General features: G+C 61.0%; 18 protein-coding genes. 9 read left to right on the top strand and 9 right to left on the bottom strand.

Annotation, left to right across the window (positions count from 1 at the left end; all coding sequences use genetic code 11):
• Positions 1-11: 11 nt before the first annotated feature.
• The 4 genes from FHP89_RS13830 to FHP89_RS13815 are packed head-to-tail and all read right to left on the bottom strand — an operon-like array spanning position 12 to position 5,270.
• Positions 12-542, bottom strand: a complete 531-nt coding sequence (locus FHP89_RS13830; protein ID WP_144178556.1) for a molecular chaperone TorD family protein — start codon at positions 540-542, stop codon at positions 12-14.
• On the bottom strand, positions 539-3,442 hold the full coding sequence (locus FHP89_RS13825; protein WP_144178554.1) for a molybdopterin-dependent oxidoreductase: 2,904 nt from the start codon (positions 3,440-3,442) through the stop codon (positions 539-541). The genes FHP89_RS13830 and FHP89_RS13825 overlap by 4 nt, the downstream gene beginning before the upstream one ends.
• Positions 3,439-4,626 (bottom strand): 4Fe-4S dicluster domain-containing protein, encoded by a 1,188-nt coding sequence (locus tag FHP89_RS13820; protein ID WP_313792190.1) that lies wholly within the window; start codon positions 4,624-4,626, stop codon positions 3,439-3,441. Before FHP89_RS13820 ends, FHP89_RS13825 begins: the two co-directional genes overlap by 4 nt.
• 17 nt (positions 4,627-4,643) lie before the next feature.
• Positions 4,644-5,270 carry a hypothetical protein gene (locus FHP89_RS13815; protein ID WP_144178552.1) on the bottom strand — a complete coding sequence of 209 codons (627 nt, stop codon included), beginning with the start codon at positions 5,268-5,270 and terminating at the stop codon, positions 4,644-4,646.
• Between the two features lie 305 nt (positions 5,271-5,575).
• Between FHP89_RS13815 and FHP89_RS13810 the strand changes: the two genes are divergently transcribed.
• From FHP89_RS13810 to FHP89_RS13770, 9 genes are all read left to right on the top strand, one after another.
• Entirely contained in the window at positions 5,576-8,326 is a 2,751-nt protein-coding gene (locus FHP89_RS13810; RefSeq protein WP_144178549.1) for a LuxR C-terminal-related transcriptional regulator, read from the top strand.
• A 213-nt stretch (positions 8,327-8,539) separates the two neighbouring features.
• Complete coding sequence (locus FHP89_RS13805; RefSeq protein WP_144178547.1) at positions 8,540-10,651, top strand: ATP-binding protein; 2,112 nt, start codon at positions 8,540-8,542, stop codon at positions 10,649-10,651.
• Positions 10,648-11,016 carry a response regulator gene (locus tag FHP89_RS13800; protein ID WP_260851606.1) on the top strand — a complete coding sequence of 123 codons (369 nt, stop codon included), beginning with the start codon at positions 10,648-10,650 and terminating at the stop codon, positions 11,014-11,016. Before FHP89_RS13805 ends, FHP89_RS13800 begins: the two co-directional genes overlap by 4 nt.
• Before the next feature lie 11 nt (positions 11,017-11,027).
• Positions 11,028-11,564: a chemotaxis protein CheX gene (locus FHP89_RS13795; RefSeq protein WP_144178545.1), complete on the top strand. Its 537-nt coding sequence runs from the start codon at positions 11,028-11,030 to the stop codon at positions 11,562-11,564.
• A 143-nt stretch (positions 11,565-11,707) separates the two neighbouring features.
• On the top strand, positions 11,708-12,097 hold the full coding sequence (locus FHP89_RS20975; RefSeq protein ID WP_186300328.1) for a MarR family winged helix-turn-helix transcriptional regulator: 390 nt from the start codon (positions 11,708-11,710) through the stop codon (positions 12,095-12,097).
• Positions 12,098-12,223: 126 nt separating this feature from the next.
• Positions 12,224-13,036, top strand: a complete 813-nt coding sequence (locus tag FHP89_RS13785) for a hypothetical protein (protein WP_144178539.1) — start codon at positions 12,224-12,226, stop codon at positions 13,034-13,036.
• Positions 13,036-13,665: a cytochrome c oxidase subunit 3 gene (locus FHP89_RS13780; RefSeq protein ID WP_222105397.1), complete on the top strand. Its 630-nt coding sequence runs from the start codon at positions 13,036-13,038 to the stop codon at positions 13,663-13,665. The genes FHP89_RS13785 and FHP89_RS13780 overlap by 1 nt, the downstream gene beginning before the upstream one ends.
• Positions 13,662-13,937 carry a cytochrome C oxidase subunit IV family protein gene (locus tag FHP89_RS13775; protein ID WP_186300327.1) on the top strand — a complete coding sequence of 92 codons (276 nt, stop codon included), beginning with the start codon at positions 13,662-13,664 and terminating at the stop codon, positions 13,935-13,937. Before FHP89_RS13780 ends, FHP89_RS13775 begins: the two co-directional genes overlap by 4 nt.
• Before the next feature lie 54 nt (positions 13,938-13,991).
• Complete coding sequence (locus FHP89_RS13770) at positions 13,992-14,645, top strand: adenosylcobinamide amidohydrolase (protein ID WP_144178535.1); 654 nt, start codon at positions 13,992-13,994, stop codon at positions 14,643-14,645.
• A gap of 308 nt (positions 14,646-14,953) precedes the next feature.
• Here the strand turns inward: FHP89_RS13770 and FHP89_RS13765 are convergent, their stop codons facing one another.
• The 5 genes from FHP89_RS13765 to FHP89_RS13745 form a co-directional block, all read right to left on the bottom strand.
• The gene (locus FHP89_RS13765; RefSeq protein WP_144178531.1) at positions 14,954-15,361 is read right to left on the bottom strand and encodes a hypothetical protein; all 408 of its coding nucleotides are present in this window, start codon (positions 15,359-15,361) and stop codon (positions 14,954-14,956) included.
• Positions 15,362-15,454: 93 nt separating this feature from the next.
• The gene (locus tag FHP89_RS21365) at positions 15,455-15,733 is read right to left on the bottom strand and encodes a cytochrome C oxidase subunit IV family protein (protein WP_144178529.1); all 279 of its coding nucleotides are present in this window, start codon (positions 15,731-15,733) and stop codon (positions 15,455-15,457) included.
• 20 nt (positions 15,734-15,753) lie between these two features.
• Complete coding sequence (locus FHP89_RS13755; protein WP_144178527.1) at positions 15,754-16,338, bottom strand: cytochrome c oxidase subunit 3; 585 nt, start codon at positions 16,336-16,338, stop codon at positions 15,754-15,756.
• Positions 16,335-17,060 (bottom strand): hypothetical protein, encoded by a 726-nt coding sequence (locus FHP89_RS13750; RefSeq protein WP_144178525.1) that lies wholly within the window; start codon positions 17,058-17,060, stop codon positions 16,335-16,337. Before FHP89_RS13750 ends, FHP89_RS13755 begins: the two co-directional genes overlap by 4 nt.
• A 90-nt stretch (positions 17,061-17,150) precedes the next feature.
• Complete coding sequence (locus FHP89_RS13745; RefSeq protein WP_144178523.1) at positions 17,151-19,892, bottom strand: LuxR C-terminal-related transcriptional regulator; 2,742 nt, start codon at positions 19,890-19,892, stop codon at positions 17,151-17,153.
• Positions 19,893-19,984 lie beyond the last annotated feature (92 nt).

The following is a 19,984-nucleotide window of genomic DNA, read 5'->3' as shown; positions in this document are numbered from 1 at the left end:
TGAGTGCAGCCTCAGTCGGCCTGCAGTCGCGCCAGTTCGGTGCTGACAAAGCGCTCGGTCATGCTCACGAGGTCAGTACACGCCGGGTTGTCGCTATGCAGGCCCTTCTGAATCCCTCTCACCAGCCGCAGCAAATGGCGATCTATGAAGTCGCGCTGCGCCAAGGCGAGCGACGCGAGCGCCGCCGGGTCGTCGCCCGACAGGCTTTCCTGGTAGTTGAGGAAGTGCATGAATTCAAGCTCGATACTGATGTGGTCGGGCATCTCGCCCTGCTCCTTGCGGCCGAGGCCGAAAAAGCCATAGAAGCGCATCAGCTCCTCGAACAGCGCGCTTTGATCGCCGCCCGAGTAGGTGCCTTCACGCAGCGAGCAGGCACGCTCGTTCACCGACGGATCAAAGGCTTCGTTGAACGCGTAGCCGTTGATCTTGAGCGGTCCGTCGATGGCCCCCTCGTAGGTGAAGGCATTGGCGAGCGCGGCATAAAAACCGCAGCGCCCTGCCGCGTCTTGCGGCAGATCGGCGAAGTCGTCCCGGGCGTTCATGCCGCCACCTCCTGTTCATCGGCACGCTCGAAATCGATGCGCGAGTCGCGGTCGAATACCGAGTTCTGTCCCTGGAGCACACCCGCCACCAAATGTGGATGGCCACCGGCCAACTCGACCGGATTCAGCGGCGAGGGCGAAACACTATTCATGTCACCCGGCCCTTGGAATTGATACTGTTCCCAGGCGTGGTACATCAATGTCTGTCCCGGGCGCAGGCTCGGCGACACCTTGGCCAGGCACTTGAACGACCCGATATCGTTGAAGACGCGAATACGATCGCCGTCACCCACACCACGCGCATTGGCGTCAATCATCGACACCAGCATGTAGGGCTCGGGCCGCGCCTCAAGACGCAACATGAGACTGTCGTCGCGCCATGTGGAATGGATACTCCAGCGCGTCTTTCCACCGGTCATCATCAGCGGGTAGTCGCCACCGATCATCGGCGGCTCCTTGTAGCGCGGCAGCAGTTCGTCGAGTTCGTCGTAGAACGGGTGGTCAACAAAGAACTGGATACGCCGGCTGGAGGTCGGGTACGGCACCTTGTCGCGTACATGGAAGGTCAGCGGCACGATACTGTCGTTCTCGGGGAACTCGCACATATTGCCAATCGAGCTGGGCTCTTCGGGTAGCTTCTCGAAACGCGCGAAGCCCTTCTCCTTGAGCTCGTCCCACGACAGCTTCTTGTGCGTGCCACCCAAGTCATAGATGGCGCGCGCCACCTTGTCGTCATCACCTTCCTTGAATTCGCCTTGCATGGTGAGGTCGTCATAGAGGCTGTCGAGCTTCACATCGAGGCCCTGGGGACTCTTCACCGTCGTGATCTGACGCGCACGGGCGCGCTTTTGGATCATCTCCGAGAGCGCAACGATGATGCCCCAGTCGGTTTTCGATTCACCCAGCGGTTCTGTTGCCTTGTCGGTGATCGTCAGATACGGCGACAGCGGCGTAACCCACTTCAACGAGGTGCGCTCGTACCACGGCGCCACCGGCAAAATATAGTCGGCGTAGCGTCCGGTGGAGTTGATGCGCCAATCCATCACGACCACTTTTCTGAGCTTGGGCCACAGGACTTCAATGAGCTTCTCGCTACCGCGCGCGCGGCGCAGCGGGTTGGAACACAGCGAAATCATGATGCGCGGCGGCTTGTCGCGCGGCGGATTGAGCGGCTGCCAGCCTTTCTCGAGCGATTCGGTCAGGTACTCACCCAGCGGCCGCGCATTCCCCAGATTCCATTGATCGGCGTTCTTGGAGAGTTCTTGTATGCCACCGTGCACCTGCCAGAACAGGGTTCCGGAGGTCCATACCGGCAGGCGAATGAGCGGATTGCCGGGGACGAACATCATGCGACCGAGATCGCCCACCACCATTTCATGGGTGTCACCCGCTTCCAGCCGCTGCGTGATGAGTGGCTCAAGCTTGCCGAAGGTCTGCGCCACTTCCTTGAGGGTCGGCGAGAGGATGAACTTGTCGCCACCATCCGGCGTGAGCAAGGGAAAGCCCGAGAACCCCGCACCACGACGGCCGATATTTCCGGTCAGCGCAAAGATCAGCGCCATGCTGCGTTCGGTCAGGTTGCCGTGAAAATACTTGCACATCGAGGTCTGCGAGATGTTCGACACCTTGTCCACGCTGGTGATGCGATTGGCCAGGTACTTGATCATCTTCGGCGTCACGCCGCACATCTCGGTCGCTTTCTCCGGCGAGTAGTCCGCCAGTCGCTCGCGCAGACGATGGAACACGCTGCGGACTTCGACTTCCTGGCCGTCCTTGAGTGTGACGGTAGTCTTCACTTCGAGCTTGGGCGCAAGTCCCTCAAGTGCGAGCGAGCGGAACGGCGCTTCTTTCAGTCCGTCGCTGGCCGCGTCCCACAGCATGTGGAAATCCTCACGGCCGCCCTCGACCAGATCCGCTTGCTTGAGGTAGCGGTTGGTATCGCTGCGTACCAAGAGCGGCATGTCGGTCTGCTCTTTGACGAAGTCTTCCTTAACCTTGCCCTTCTCGACGATCAGGTGGCAGATCGCCAGCGCCAGTGCGCCGTCCGTGCCGGGTTTGATCGGAATCCACAAATCTGACTTGGTGGCCGACGGGTTGTAATCCGGCGCAATGGAGATGATCTCGGCGCCGCGATAGCGCGCCTCGGTAAAGAAGTGCGCCTGCGGAATCTGGGTGTAGACCGGATTGCCGCCCCAGAACAGGATCAAGTCGGAGTAGAAGTAGTCATCGGCCGAGCGCTCGAAGGTGATCTTGCCGAAGGTCTCCAACGTGCCGCGACGCGAATCGCCAATCTCACCGTCCATGTCCAGTCCAATGGACTGGGTGAGCATGGAGAAGCGCCCCTGCGCCGCCATCGACACGCCCAGATCGATACCGGGCCCCAGATCCCAGATGGTGCGATCGGTGCCCTCCTCGACGGTGACATCGAGGTAGGTGTCAGCAATATCCGTCAGCGCCTCGTCCCAGCTCACCCGTTCCCACTTGCCACCGCCGCGCGGACCGACCCGGCGCATCGGGTGGGTGATGCGGGTCGGGTCATACATGCGCTCGGAAAAGCAGCCGCCCTTCTGACAACCACGGGGGTTGTAGTCAGGCAGCTCGGGGTTCACCTGTTCATACTCACCGGCTTGCTCTTCGCGATAAACAAGACCGTCCTTCACATACACGTCCCAGGAGCAATGCGCCTGGAACCAGCAGTTCAAATGGTGCGTACTACGCACCACCTTGTCCCAGGACCACTGCGCGCGATAGACGTCCTTCCAGCCCTCATATATCGGCACCGCAGGTGCACCGGTTGCCGGCAGGGTGGTCGCATTGACGACGAAGCTGGGAATGGAAAGACTGCCCATGAGCGCCGCAGCACTCTTGAGGAATCCACGACGATCAATTCCGACACTCATGACCGGCCTCCGTTTTTGTACTGATCCTTGGTGAAGAACTTGATCGGCGAGACGCCGGCCGGTTTGCTATCGCCCATGGCGCCACCGTTGAGCGCGGCCATATCCTCATCGGACGAGAACGGGTCGTTGCCGCCCAGCGGATTTTTGAAACCCTGCCGATTGGCCGGGATCGGACGCATGCGCGCCGCGTCGCGCGGGTGGTTCTGGAAAGGCCCGAACATGTCGAGCCACTTGCGCGCGATGAGCAAATCCATCAGTTCGGACTCCTCGCCGCGTTTGCTCTTCTCACGCTCGATACGCACCGTCTCCAGCGCCTCTTTGACGCGGTCGCCAAACAGGTACTCGAGGTACTCAGTGGGAATACGCGGTTCCTCGGTCGGGTTGCCCTCGTCGTCGATTTTCGGCGGCGACAAGGGCGGGACGTAGAACACATTGGGCTCGGTGCCATATTCAGAATGCAATGGCAGCGCCACCTTCCATTTGTGCACCAGCTTCCAGATCGGGCCTTCCGGATCATCCAGGTAACCAACAAAGCGCACCCGGCCCGGGCATTGACGTGAGCAAGCCGTGGTCACGCCCTCGTCGATCCTCGGAAAGCAGAAGATACACTTCTGCGACACGCCTTCTTGCTCGTTGTAATAGATCTTTTTGTAGGGGCAGGCTTCCTGGCAGAAGCGGTAACCCTTGCAACGGTCTTCGTCGATCAGAACGATCCCGTCTTCCTCGCGCTTGCTGATCGCCTTGCGCGGACAGGCTTCAAGGCAGGCCGGGTGCGTGCAGTGATTGCAAATCCGCGGCATGTAGAAATAGTGACTGTTGGGGAACTGACCATCGCCCTGGTCTTCATCCCAGTTCGGCCCCTTGCCATATTTGCCACCATCGGCAGCCAGGGAGATATCGTTCTTTCCGCCGTTGAACACCTCCTCGTGATTGAACTCCCACGCCTTGCCGAAATCTTCCACCGTCGGCCGAATGCCAGGCTGCGCCTTGCCATCCTTGAAGCCGCCGCCCATCTGCTCGAAATGATGCGGGGTACCGGTGCCTGGCTGGGTGTTCACGGTGTTCCACAGCATGTGCTCCATGCCTTCCCGCCGTGTCCACAAGGTTTTACAGGCCACCGTGCAGGTCTGACAGCCGATGCACTTGTTCAAGTCCATCACCATGGCCACTTGTCGCTTGCTCATTTGCTTCTCCTTGAGGGTCAGGCGTCGAGGGCCAGCTCGATCCAGTCGATGGAAAACGCCTTGATGCCGCCGCGCTCTTCGTTGGCGCCGCGCCACACCGCAAAGCCGATCTTGGTTTTCTGGCCCGCAAGCAAAGGCGCCACTTCCCCTTCGCCACCCAGCGAACGGCTCATCACCACATCCCACTGCTCGCCGTTGGTGTGAGCCTTGACGCTCATCGCCGCCATCTTTGGTCCGTTTTCAGAGTGGCCGATGCCAGTCGCAACGATCGAACGCAGTGCGGGCTTGTTGGATTGCCAACGCAGGTACTGGATAGGTGCGCCATCCATACCCATCAAGATCAGCGGCGGATCGTTGCGCACGGGCAGCGCCACGGCGATGGCGTCGGGAAAGTCGATGCCGGACGGACTCACCCCTGACCACCGCGCACACAACACCCAACGCTTGCCGTCATGGACACTGGCCACCTTGAGGCCGGGATCGCTGCCATACTCGCGGCCCTCCCATTTCACACGGATGTATTCCGTCGGCTGCATCGCCAGTGGTGCTGGCATCATTGCTACCGGTTCGAATCCGGCGGCATCCCATCCCGCAGCACCTGGCTCGAGCAGGGAGGCCACATCATTCACACGACGTGTACGCAATTCAGTCTCCTCAAACTTCCTTTCGGGGGGCTGTGTCTAGCCCACCACCCAAGACTGAACTTATCCCCCGAACCGAGCCGACTACCCCCTACCCGGAGTTAGGGATAGTAAAAATGAGACTGACGAAATCGCTTGGCACCCAAACAAGGGGCATCTCATCGATACAGAGGACGCGCCTGACAAGGTAGAATCTTGGCTCCAGGTGTTTGCAAGCTGTTCCGACGCGCTGACATGCCTCAGCAAGCGCGGTGGACAGAAGACAAAAAACACCGGAGGGAGGACGAGACAACACGAAGGAGACCGTCTTGACGCGTGCGTCAAAAAAACAGCCGACTGCGCCCACATCATCGGCTGAATTAGCGAATGCGTTTTCGACGCCGGTCGCGCCGTTCACTCCGGTCCTGACACAGACCATTCAGCGATATTCCGACATCGCCGCACTGCCTTCGCTGCTGCTGGTCGGCGCACCGACCGGATACGGAAAAACGGTCTTCGCCTCGACGGTTGCCAGAACGCTTCAGACCGCGGGTCATGCTGCTTTGCTGCACTCGCTCGACGAAGGCGACGCTGACTTTGGCGCAACGGTAATGCGCATCGAAGCCCTCCTAGGCTGCGAAAGTGAAGGCGTCGGGCTCATGTTCTGCGCCAGTCCGATGATCGAAACCGATTCGCTCATCGACAGCATGCAAGCTGCCGCCGCGCGACTCGACCACGACGCCGTGCTGATCATCGACGGCTTCGACCCCACACGCGACGCCGAACTCGCCCACCTCATCGAGCGCCTTCTGCTCGGTCGTCAGACACGCTTGCACGTCATCGTCACCGGCATTGACATGCCGCCCGACCAATTTCATCGCCTGCGCCTCGAAGGCAAGGTGCAGCAGGTCAGACCAACGGATCTGGCCCTGAACGCCGATCAGATCCGTACCCTGTTCGAAACCGCAAATGCGGCCCCACTGAACCTCACCCCCGACCAGGCGCGCGACATTCTGCTCCAGACAGAGGGTTGGCCCGCAGCAGTGCGCCTGATGCATGTGGCCATGTCCTCGCATGTTGATCCGCAATCAATTCGCGCCGGCATCACGCTTGACACGCCACTGACAGACACCCTCGCCCGTCGCGTGCTGGGCGCCATCGACCCTGAGATCACGAACTTCCTGTTTGAGATCGCAGACCTCAACACCTTTCACGCTGAGCTGTGCGCCCACGTCACGCAGAACCCGCGCAGCGCCGAATTGCTGGCAGAACTGATCCGGTTGAACCTGATGATTTTCCCGGCCACCGGCCGTCCAGGCTGGTACCGCTTTCATGGCCTGTTCAGCAACTACCTGCGCAGGGAAGCACACGCCTTGCGCAGTGAAGCCGAACGCCATGCCGTGCTCGCACGAGCTCTCGACTGGTGCCGCCGTCACAACCACCTCCAGGATGCGTTCGAGTTCGCATTGGCCATTCACGACGGCGGCCAGGCCGGCGAATTGCTCGCCGCGCGCGCTGCCGGACAAGTCCGCGACCATGGCCGGCACCAGTACTACATCAGCGCCTATGAGCGCCTGCTGGCGATCGACGCCTTCCCTTCGGACGAAGCCCAGTACTGGTACGTGTGGGCCATGGTGTTTGCGCGCCAGTACGAAAAGGCCTACCGCGTGCTGGCCTCAATGCGCCATCGCGAAGCCGAGGGGGACGAACTTGACGAGCGCATGGCCCACCGCAAACAAGCGGTGTTGTCGGTCATCCTGTTTTCGCTCGATCGCATTCCCGAAGCCCGACAACGCGCCGAACGCTGGCTTGAAGCTGATGACGGACTCGACCCCTTCGAAACCTCGGGCGTCGCCTGCGTGTTAAGCACCTCTGGGATTGCAGATCACGATATCCGTACCGCGCGGCGTGCGATTCTCACGGCCCGCAAAGCCATGAGCCGCACCGGCAGCGAATACGGAATGGCCTGGATCAGTTGTCTGGAAGCACTCATCGATGTCGAAGAAGGCGACCTGACCTTCGTCGACCATGCGCTCGACGAAGCCATCGCCCGGGCACGCAATGAACTCGGCGCTGCGGCCGCCATCGTGTCGACCATGGACATGATTGCTGCACGCATGTCGCTAGAGCGCGGCGACGTGCTCGATGCCAAAGAGCGCGTGCTTCAGGGGCTCAGTCAGGCCAAACACCACGGATTTATCGAGACCGCCAAGATCGGCCTTGAGGTCGCGGTTCGTCTGTGGGACGGCACCGCCGACTCCGAGTTCGCCCCCCGCCATCTCGACGCCATCGCCGCATGCTTTCCCCCGCGTCTGCAACTGATGCTGCACTGCGCGGTCCTGGTGCGATTGGTTCGCCTCGGACGCATCGATGCCGCTACCGATTGGGTTCGCCGCCAAGACCTTGAAGAATCACTCAGCGCCCGCCCGCCCGCCTTTCCCGCGGCGGAGCTGGCCAGTGCACGCCGCGCCCTGCTCACCGCGCGCATCGCCTGGCTGATCGCCCAACGCGACTTTCCCACCGCCCTGTCGACCACCGAAGCAGAACTGCGCACCGCGCTCAAAGGCTCCTCGGCCAACTGGCAGGTGCAACTGCTACTGATCCGACTCGAGATCGAAGCGGCAACGGGCCACACGGCGCAGGCCTCCAAGACACTCTTGCGCACCACCAGCATCGCCGCCTCACGTCGCATACTCCAGCCCTTCATCGAGTACGCCGATGTGATTCGCCCGCTCTTGCTGGCCGACCCGAAGAAGACCTGGCCACTGGTCAACGAGCAGGAAATCGCCTTCTTCAACGACATGACGCAGCGCATTTCCGCGGCGAACGCGTCTGCGCCCGACGGCGAGGCCGCGTCCGTGTCGCCAGAAGACCTCGACGTTGACGCCCCCACCAGCCGTGAAGTCGAGTTGCTCGGCTACCTGGACAGCGGCCTTTCCAATCAGGAAATCGCCGACCGGCTCGGTCTCACGGTCGGCACCGTCAAGTGGCATCTACACAATCTGTACCTGAAGTTGCGCGTGCGCAACCGCTCGGCCGCCATCTTCCGCGCCAAGCGCGCAGGCTTGCTCAACCGCTAGCATCTCCGGGCGTTCTGCCCCCAAATCGCGCCAGCTTGGCATGCGCCCACGAAGCGGGCGCATGCCATTCAACTAATCCGCGTTATCAAAAATCGCACTTGCTTCCACGCATTGTCGTATGTATTAATACCGTAGCATAACATCCGACAATAAAGCAGCCACCCACGTGCTCCAACACTCGGGCCAAGAGCTGCACACACCGGGAGACAGCATGTGAGCACAGCAATCAACGAAAAAGGCATCCTTGGCCGCTATCGTGGCCTGATGGTCGCAATCGCCATTTTCCTTGTCAGTACATTGGTCGTGGTCGCGATCACGCTCCACTTTGCCCAGCAATCCCGCGACTATGCGGCCCGGCTCATCGCCGCCCAACAATTGCGCGAAATGACGCTCGAATTGCAACGTCAAACATCGGAAATGAACATTCTCCGACTGCGCGACATCGAGGTACCCACCGACTTCGTCGAAGAAACTGAGTTTCTGGCCGGCAAACTCATGGCAGCCCTCGTCACGCTCAAATCGGGTGGCACGCTGGAACGTTCTGGCCAAGAGCCGCTGGCGGTCACCCCACTCACTCAACCAGCGTTACTCGACGCACTCGCCAGCATCGAAGGGCAATTCAAGGCTATTGAAGACGCCATTGCCACATTGCGAGTCCAGCGCGGAAACACAAGTGCGTACGTGGCCTACGCTTACAGCTACATGCAACGCTTCTACTACCGTTCGGCGCCCGAGGTAACCACGCTGTTAGCCGAAACCCAGCGCCTGGCAAACGACGCGACAGAGCAGTTGCGACTGGCCCAGCTTGCCGGCTTGTTCGTCGCCTTTGCCAACTTTCTGTATATCGCGCTGGTGTCCATGCGTACCCTGCTGCACAACGATCACAAACTGGGCGCCGCACGACGTGAGACCGGCGAGGTTCTGGAGAATGTCAGCGACGGCCTGTTTCTCCTCGACGCCCATCTCAACATCGGCCAAACCACCTCCGCATCGCTTTCACGAATTCTGCACCGTCAGATCAGCCCCGGCGTGTCCTTTCCCGACTTGCTCAGCGAGATGGTGTCCGACGAGGTCTGCCAAGCGGCCACGAGCTACTTGACCATGCTTGTCGAGGGGCGCGTGCGCGAAAACCTGGTGAAATCGCTCAACCCGCTCAGCGACGTCGAACTCACCGTGGGTGACGATGCTGCCAAAACGCGGCACCTGAGCTTTCAGTTCGCGCGCATCACCGACACCCAAGGCAATTTCTCGCATGTCCTGGTGACCGCACAAGATGCCACTCAACGCATGCGCCTGATCCATGAAATCGAGCAAGCCCGCCACAAAAGCCGTGCCGAAGTCGAGATCTATCTGCGCCTGATGGGCAAGGACGTGGCCACCTTGCATGAGTTCGTCAAGGCCAGCCGCCAGCGCGTCGAAACCATCAATGCCATCTTGCGCAGGGCGACTGATCGCGGCAACGCCAACTACGCCGACATCGTGCGCCTGATATTTCAGTCGGTTCACGCGCTCAAGGGCGACGCAATCGGCCTGGGACTCGATTTCTTCGTCGCCACCGCACAACACTTCGAAGATGAGCTGGTTGTCCTGCGCCGTCGCAACGATCTGTCCGGTGACGACGTTCTGAGCTTGAGCGTTCGACTCGATGAAATGTACGAACGCCAGTCGGTGCTTGAGGCAATCGTCGAACGCCTCGACGCCGCGGCGCCGCGTGCGGCAGCGAACACCACCACGCCGGTAACGCGCATGTCCGCCGCCCTTGAAGAGATCGCCTTGTCGACCGCTGGCCGGCGCCACAAGGATGTGCGCTTCCTCTCCGACCTGCGCGCCTTGGCCCATTGCACCGAGAATCGATTGGCCGACATCCGCGACGTGGCCATTCAGCTCGTTCGGAACGCGGTCGCCCACGGCATTGAGCCCGTCGATGCGCGGCGATCAGCCAACAAGCGTTGCTACGGCACGGTATCGGTATTTGCGGCGGCGTCCGCTCCCGGCATGATCGAACTGCGCGTGCGCGACGACGGCGGCGGCATCGACTTCGACACACTCCGCGCTCGACTCGTCAACAAGGGTCGCCTGAGTGCTGAAGCCGCCGCGACCATGGATGAGTCCCGGCTGGTGCGCTACTTGTTCGAGCCGGGCATCAGTGCCATCGCCGAACAAGACAGCGACGAAGACGCCGGGCGCGGCGTCGGGCTTGATCTGGTGGCCGACTGCATCAAACGCCTCGGAAGCCGGGCACGCATCAGCACGCGGCGTGGCGAATTCACCGAGTTCGCATTCCACGTGCCAGTCGAAGTTGGTGCACACGCGGAGGCCGCATGATTCGCATGATGATCGTCGACGACGCCCAGTCCATCCGCAATCGCATCTGTCGCCTCGCTGCCGACCCGCGCCTGCCCGAGCTCGACATTGTCGGCTCCGCACGAAACGGCGCCACCGCGGTACGAATTTTCCGCGACACCCGTCCACAACTGGTCACGATGGACCTGACGATGCCGGAAATGGATGGGGTGGAATGTACGGCGGAGCTCTGTGCCATCGATCCAGCGGTCGCCATCCTGGTGGTGTCCGCCCTCACCGACAAATTCACCGCCATCCGGGCACTGGAAAACGGCGCGCGTGGCTTTCTGGAAAAACCGTTCACCGACGATGAACTCGTCTGCGCACTCATTGAAGTGATGAAATAAGGACTGCGTGCATGGCCGATCTGAACGAAAAAGATATCCGCGTCTTCGTCGACGCCGTCACCCACTACTTCCTGCAACTCACTCGTGAGGCCCCCCGCATTCGTGGTGCCTATCTTGAAACCCGCGGCAAGCGCCCCCCCGATATGGAATACACCGGCGCCATTGCCCTTTCTGGCGCGTTTCGCGGCCGGGTGTATGTCACCGCGCCTCGTGCCCTGCTGCGCCACCTGCTGGTCGCCACCAACGAACCAGACCAGTCACACATGGCCATTCTTGATCTGATCGGCGAAATGGCCAACACCTTGGCGGGCAACGCCCGACGGCATTTCGGCCCACAGCTTGAAATCTCCATCCCCATGACCAGCAGCGGCGACGACATTCGCCTACCGCCCGACGGCGGCGCGCGCCCATATATCGTCAGCGTCGAATGGAAAAACTACGCTGCCAGCGTAGTGGTCGACGTCCAACGCAGCGGCGATCACACAAGCACCGCTCCCGCACGCCCCCAACAAGCCGGTTTGGCAAACGTATCGTTCGGCAAGGCATAATCGTCCAACCCAACGCTACTGATCCGCCAAAACTAATGCCACGAAAATCACCCGACGCCCCGCCAGATCGTGCAAACACGCTCGATCTCCTCGGCTTTTTCTACCCGATCCACTACCGGATCGGTATGGAGCTGGAGCGTCGCATGTGCCAAGGTCAGCTTTCACGCCAGCAGGCGGCAATCATCTGGCTCATCGAATCGGAGGTGGGCGCACACGGGTGGATGCGCCGAAAAGAGATCGAGCGCCTGCTCAGCGACTGGTTCGAAAGCCGCAACTCTCACGTCACCCACCTATTGCGTGAGCTTGCCGAGCCCCCACTCGCTCTGGTGACCCAACGTACCAACCCCGATTGCGCTCGCGAAAAGCTTGTCGCGCTCACTGACAACGGTCGGGCCCACTTCGACACCATGATCAAAGCGGGGCTCGACTACTTTGCCGAACTCTTCCCTCATCTGGGCAACAAAGAGCTGCAAGACGGTATTCGCTTCCTTGGTCGCGCTTTTGGCACGCCCTCGCTAGGTAAACGAAGCTGACGTCTTCCCACGTTTTCGTGCTTTGATGTGTTGACTTGATTGTTCAAAAATTTCACAATCAACCTCACTTCGTATTGCTGCATACCATAACGCGACACACCGACCGCCAAGGTAAGGAGACTCTCCATGAACACTGCTGCCACCACCACCGCCTACCTGCCGGATGACGCGGTCGCCATTCCCGAGCCGCAAGTCATCAAGGGCCGGTTGAGCAACACCCAGTATTTCAAGTACTGGCGCACCTGCGCCGCGATGGGTCCGATCTTCCTCACCGCCTTCATCATCTGCTGGGGCGTACTGGGGCACAACATTCCGCCGATCCCGGCCGACCACACGGCTGACCAGATGGCAGAGTTCTTCCGCACTCACTACAACGAAGTGCGCGCCGGCATGGCGGGCGCGATGCTCTTCGGCGTGCTCTATCTCCCCTGGACACTGTCCATCACCAAGGTCATGGAGTGGATCAACCCGCTCGAAAACAACATCGCCACCACCCTGCAAATGTGGGGCGGCGGATTGACGGTTGTGCCGCTCGTTACCTCCTCGGTTTTCTGGCTCACCGCCGCCTACCGACCGGACGTGCTCAGCCCGGTCACTCTGCAGATGCTGTACGACCAGGGCTGGCTGCTGATCGACATGTTCTACGCCATCACCACCATTCCCATGGTCGCCATCGGCGTTGCCGGCCTGACCGACAAGCGAGCCGCCCCGCTGTTTCCCCGCTGGGCGTGCTGGTTCTCCATCTGGGCCGGCATCAGCTTCCTGTTCGAACTGCTCATGCCCTTCTTCAAGAGTGGCCTGTTCGCACGCCAGGGCTGGCTCAACTTCTGGGTCGAGTTCATCGTCTGGTTCGCCTATATCGTGATCATCACCTACTACGTCTTCAAGGCAATTCCGCGTCTTGAAAAAGAGCGCACCGCTGCTCTGGCCAAGGCCTGATGCCCCACCCCGAAAACGACATGACCCAGAACCCGCCCGATCTGGCCACAGAAGAGGCGGTCTCGATCCTTCGAGGCCGCCATCTGCCCGGCGTGCTCGTCTTCATCATTGCCGACATGGCCGTGTTCTGCATGCTGTTTGTCGGCTTCATGGTCGACCGGATGAAAGACGTTGCGCTGTTCAACAACTCTGCCATCGCGCTGGATGTGCGCTTCGGCGTCGCCAACACATTGATTCTCGTCACCAGCGGGCTATTCGTCGTTCTCGCCGTCAACGCTGCCCGTGCCGGTCTGCGCAAAACCACCCGGGGCTGGCTGCTCCTTTCCTTTCTGGTCGGGGCCGGTTTCGGCGTCAGCAAGATAGTTGAGTACAGCATCAAGATCAGCAGCGGCATCACCATGCAGACCAATCCGTTCTACATGTACTACTACGCCCTGACCGGCGCGCACTTTCTCCACTTTGTCGGCGGCATGATCGCACTGGCCGTTTTGTGGGTGCTCGCTGGACGCGAAGCCACCGTCAGCCGGAATACCTTCAACCTCATCGAATCCGGGGCCCTGTACTGGCACATGGTCGATCTGTTATGGCTGTTCCTCTTCCCCATGCTCTACCTGCTGGTGCCCCGATGAGCGCACTCTCAAACCGCAATGCCGTCCTCGTCTGGGCGTTTCTCGTTGCTGCCACCCTCGGCAGCGGCTGGCTTGCCGAACACCAAGGCACCGTCGGCCATTGGACCGCGCTCTTCGTCATGCTCGTCGCCTACGCCAAGGGGCGTGCGGTAATGATGTATTTCATGGAGATGCACGAAGCCCCCTTCGCCTGGCGACTGGCCTTCGAGATCTGGGGCGCGGTTGCAACCGCCGCCATTGTGGGCCTGTGGTGGTTCGCGGGCGGCGCCTGACAATCAACACCGGGAACACCAGGCCGACATGCCGCATGCACTAAACTCCGGCCCATGCGCATCGAAACCCCGATTTCCGGCATCAGCATAAAACACCATACGAGTGCCATTCATGTCCAAAGCCAGACACAACTGACAACGCTCTCTTCGTCTTTCCATGGCGGCGGATTTCGCCGGGTACGCCATATCCTCAACACCAATGTGTCAGTCGACTACTGCTCTGACGCCCCCACGGCTGACCTTGAGCGCATCGCCATCGAGTGCGATATCAACGGCGCCTTCATCGGCCTTCTCACCGCGGTTCCCCTACACAGGGCACGACTCGCTGTCGCAGAAGAAAATGGCTTGCGCGTCGCTGTCCTCGCCACCGCCGGCATCGGCAATGCCACCAGCGCCGGCATCTCAGCGCCGCACAATGCCACGCCGGGCACCATCAATCTCATTGTGCTGGTCGACGCCGCACTCACCCGACCAGCCATGGTGAACGCCATCATCACCGCCACCGAAGCCAAGACCGCCACACTCACCGAAATGACCATCCTCACCGCCGACGGCGCACTCGCCACCGGCACCTCCACCGACACTGTAACGATTGCAAGCACGGGGATCGGCGTGCTCCACCCCTACGCTGGGCCCGCTACCGTTCCCGGTTGGTTGATTGCAAACGCCGTGCGCCGGGCCGTTCGGGACTCGCTACTGGCTGAGTGATGCTCCACGACAACAAAGCGGGTCTGGCATCACTCACGCTCATCAACATAGTCTGCAAAACCTAAGCGAGCAGCGGTCTACCGCAGATACTGCGATCCGAATCAAGCCGTACTTAACACTGATCGAACGGGCGTCCGGACTTGAATACGCCGACGGCGACGTGCACGAGCTTTCCTATGACCGAACTGGCGACTGAATCCGATCGAATTGGCCTTGACCGTCTACACCCACAGCATGCCCCTGAAAGACGTCCAGCGACTGAAACAGATCGTGATGGCTGGCTGCGGCGCGATGCGGACGCGGAATCGTCAATGTACGGTACTCAGCTTGTCGAGGCGATAGATCGCGCCGAGCTGATCGAAGATCACGAAGCGCGCACCCTCGCCCTGCTGGATCAACTTGACCATGACCTCGAGCCGCTCCTCAACGAAATCGGCCGACAGCTTTTCATCGTCGCTGGCGGATACATAGACCAGATCCCAGGCTTGCCCGTTTTCCAGTGATTCGGCGAGCAACTCGTCAAAGTCGCCAAGGGCGGACAACGCCTTGTCGGCATACATCAACGGCCTGATCGAATAGCTGCTGGCCGTGGCTTCGCCGGCGGCGATCTCCGCTTCGGTGGCGTATTCCTTTTCGGCGAACACGAGGTACAGGCGCTGAGGCGTCGCCTTGGCGCGAGCATGATCAAGAAATCGATTGAAGTCCGTGGTGTCCATAATTTGCCTCCAGTAGGGGCGATGAGAATTGCGAAGGCATTCGTCGCGATCACCCGTTAATAATCACTGACTCGATATCCGCGACCGAGCGTCTCAGCCCAGACTGATGACTACCAGCACCGAACCGACCACGAGGACCCAAGCGTCAAAGCCACGCCGCAACCACCAAGGCGCGTCTCTAAGTTCCATAAACTGAAATCCCACGATCCACACCTTCACGAACGCGGTCGTAATCACCCCGACCATCGCGACGCTACCAGCCACCGACCCGTTTGCCCGGACGCTATGCCCCAAAGCCCAACCGACGCCGGTAGCAATCACCAGAAGCAACCACGCCACCGTCGCTGGGTGACCGAATAATCGCGCGTTCATCTCTTTTTTCGCCCTGAGTTTCACAGCAGGTAGAGCAGCGCAAACAACACCACCCACAGAAGATCCACCAGGTGCCAAAAGACGGCGCCACTTTCGATGGTGCGAAGCTCGCGCACGCCAATCGTTGGACGACAGCTCGCCGACCGCACGACAAAAAGCACAACCAGCCCCACCAGCACATGCAGCAGATGGATGCCCGTGAAAACAAAAAAGAACATGTAGAAATCGTTGGTGGCCGGGCTCAGACCATCGCTGATCTTGCCACCCCACTCCACCGCCTTATTCGCCACGAACCCGACGCCACACAAAATGCCCAGAGTGAAGTTGCGAGCCCCCCCCGCACTGAGCCCTGCCCGACAACGCGCGACGCCGATGGCGACGAACCACGAGCCGGTCAGCAACAAGAAGGTGTTGAACACTCCCACCCACATGTCGAGCTGCGCGCGCGAAGCATTGAACAAGGCCGCGTGCTCCTTCTGCCCGATCGCGATCAGGATGAAGAAGACGGAAAACACCATGAGATCGCCCATCACAAAGAGCCAGATCCCGATCTCGCCTGGAACCCTCTCCTTGGTGCGCCGCCCTCCGCCGACGACCGAATTCAAGCCGGGCGCACCTGCGCGCCCGGCTTTACCGCTTTGAGCATGACCGCGCACATGATCAGGATCCAAAGAAAGAAGGCGACGAAGGGAATCCACAAGGCCACAATCCCATGCCAAGAGAACGGGCCATCCTTAAAGAACAGCACCATCTGGCCTGGCGCGAAAAGCAGCACTGCCCACAGGTTCACATAGGCAACCCAGCGCGGGAACGGCGCCTTACCCTCCTCCGCCAGCAAAATGGGCAATGCAATCACGACGCACCACCCGCCAAAGCACGGCACCGAGAACACCGCGAGGAAGTAGGCAAAATCAGCGAACATCTGTACCAGGGTCGGATCGTACTCGTCAGGCCGAAAAACCATCAGCGCCCAAGTGAATGCCACCAACAAGGCCACCATGGTGCCGCACGCAGTAAAGACGAGTTGCACGTAAGAGAACGCCGGCGAGGTTTCCGCTCGCCTGGTCAGTGCCGCAATGCCCGCACCAAAGGGGCCAAACAGCGCAAACGAAAGCATGAGGAATACCGAGCCAACGCGAATTTCGAACAGGTGCTCCGACACCTTGCGAACAAACTCCGCCGGCGAATCATTGGCATGCAGCAGTGGCGGCAACATGCCGCCAAGGAACACGCCACCGATGATGAACAACACAATCGCCGCCAGACCGGACCATGCACAGAAGACGATCGATTTACGGAACAAGGGGTCTGCCTTCGCTTCACTCACTGCCGTCTCTAGGGAATTTGAATTTTGAGCGAATGAGTCTTTCATCAAAGCGATAGCGCCAGCCCTGACGAAAGTTGGGCAGCCTCCCCCTCAAACCAATCCAATCCCCCGCGCCCGCGCAAGGGCCGCTGTCCGGCTTGGCACCCCCAATTTGGCGTATAGCTTCTGCAGATGCCCCTTGACGGTACTGACCGTGACATGCAGACGGTCGGCAATTTGCTGATTGGATAGCCCAGCATCGAGCAGGCTCAGGAGTTCGCTCTGACGGCTGGACAGCGGTTCGATCAGACGGGCATCCAGGTTCAAGGCGCGCAGACGCATCTGCACGGACTGCTCACTGACCGGTAAACGACGGCAGATGTCAGCGAAGAAGCGGCGCTCCTGCATCAGCGCAAAGCCCCACCCATCGGCGCGAGCCTCGTCCACCAGGCCGGCGATGGTGGTGCCGTGGTCAAGAAAGGGGCGCACGATGCCGCGGCCGGCGGCGAGGTTGATGGCGCGTAGCAAGTGCCGATTGGCCAGTGCGGGCTGACCGGATTGCACCGACAGGTGCATCTGAATAAGAACGAGTTCAACCTGCCGAGCGCTACGCCCCTCAATGCCTGCCTGCCGGGCGGATTGCTCAATGAGCGGCTCAAGCTGCGCGCCCCGCCCCTCGCCCACGGCAAGCGCAATGCAGGCAGCACGCCAGGCATCAGCGCCAGCAGGAATCGCAAGCGCAAGGGGCACCGCCTCGGGCTGCACAGGATCGAGGCCGATGCGGGCGGCTTCGGCCTGGGCGTCGTCGAGCCGGTCGAGCCGAACAAGCCCGCGGATGAGCGCGCATGAGAGCGTCGTCGCGAGCCGAGCGGGATAGGCTGCGGCGATCTGACGCAGGCCAGTCAGATCGATAGGGTCTTCCGGCGCACCGGTCCAGCACTTCACGGCGGCGTCGAATCCGAAGGCGAGTGCGTCGACAAAGCCGTGGGTCTGCGCAGTGCGCAGCCCAAGTGCGAGCAACTCGCGGGCACGGGCGGCGTCGCCGGTCTCCATTGCGCAATGGGCACTCATGAGCGCGATGGTGCCGCAAATGCCGGCGCCCTCCCCCAGCGCACGCATGAGGCTATCGAGCGACGTCGCCAGCTCGGGCCCGATGAGCGCGTAGTTCCCTTCATGCAGGGCCGGCAAGGCATTGAGCGCAATGAGCCAGCCATTGGCGTAGATGCTGTCGGTCTGGTAGGCCCAGCCATGGGCGCGCTGCACGGCGTCGCGCGCCTCGACGAAACGATGGGCGGCAGAGAGGTAAATGCTCTGGACGCAGCAAGCCGCCGTGGCGTCGAAAGCGTCGTCGATGTCCCGCTGGGCCAGCCATTGGCTAGCGCCCTCATGGGCTTCGGGGAGTCGATCTGTAAACACATCGATGGCCGCACCGGCAATCACCAGCCTGCGCTGCAATGCTTGCAGCGCGACACCATCACGCGCCTCCCCCGCCATGGCTTGCGTCACCAATGGCCGCACGCGTTCGATTTCCTTCCGCCCGGCCTCATAACGCCGGCCAAGCACCAACGCCCATACGTACCAATACTCAGCATCAAGATCGATGGCCTGCCCTTGCTGGCGTAGCCGATCGACCCAGTCAATGTAGCGCCGTAACTCGCCTTGGCGCACCACCGCGGCAGCCGCTTGATTCAGCAGATTTGCTGCCAGCGTTGAATCACCAGCCTGCAGTGCGTAGTCGATGGCGTCCTGCCACTGCCCGCATTTCGCCAACCATCGGGCAGCACGGCTCAAAATGCCCTGCCGCGTGGCGGCATCCAGACGGCGCTCCGACTCGCTGATCAAATATTGGCGAAACAGCGTGTGCAGGCGATACCACTGCCGGTTGCGATCGAGCGGAATAATGAACAGGTTGCGCGCCAGGAGATCGTCCAGGTGACGGTCTGCCTCAGCGTCTTCAAGGGCGGCCCGGCACAACTCGGCGCTGACACTGCGCAGCGGTGCGATACCCAACAAAAAGTCACGCAAGCGGGGGCTAACGCCGGCAAGCACCTGCCGATTGAGCAAGCTGGCGAGGTCTTCGTCGGCACCGGAAAATGTCTCCAGCTCGGCACGCGGGTCAGCCGCCTCGGCCAACACGATCTGGGCAAGCCGTACCGCCGCAGGCCAGCCTTCGGTCAGCCGGGTCACCGTGCTCACACCATCACCGCCAATGCGTCGGGCCAGCACCGGGCCGAGCACCTGCTCAACAGCGGCATCATCCAGACTTAGAGCCTCTGGCCCAACGGGCTGAACGAGCCCCGCGAGCCGGGCCCGGGCCATGTCGAAGGGCAGCACCTGGGTGCTGGAAAACACAAAGCGAACCGAGGACGGCGTCTCAAACACCAGCCGGTTCAGCACCGTCGCCAACCCCGACTCTTCGCAGCTGTTGAGATTGTCTACAAATAGGGTGAAAGGCTGCGGATAGGCGCTTGCCGCGGCCACCAGCGCATCGAGTCGCGCGTCCAGTGGCGCATCGCCGCGAAACAAGGCCTGGGTCGGGTGAAGTTGTTCGCTGTGACGGTAGGCGAGTTCTTCGAACCAGTGAAGAACCGCTTGGACCGAGTCGTCCCGTTCATCAAGCCCGACCCAGAACACCACCTCACCCAGCGCGCGCAGCCGGGCATGGAGCGCGCCCATGAACACCGTTTTGCCATAGCCCACCGGCGCCACCAGCGCGAGCAACTTGTCCGTCGCCGCCACGGCCGCATCGAGCGCCGACACCGACACCGCTTCAAACGTAAACGCGGGCGGCGCATTGCGCTTGGGTGGCGAATCCAAGGAGGCGGCATGGAACAACGGAAGATGGGCGGGCAATCGACTCTCCGGGATGCGAGCGGGACAGCCTCAGCTTATCGTATGCATAGAGACAAAAACAGTACTTTAGTACTGCTTGCTTAGCACCTCAC

Origin of the sequence: Denitromonas ohlonensis (assembly GCF_007625205.1) — a bacterium.
Taxonomy (GTDB): domain Bacteria; phylum Pseudomonadota; class Gammaproteobacteria; order Burkholderiales; family Rhodocyclaceae; genus Nitrogeniibacter; species Nitrogeniibacter ohlonensis.
This window is presented reverse-complemented; position numbering and strand designations above follow the sequence as displayed.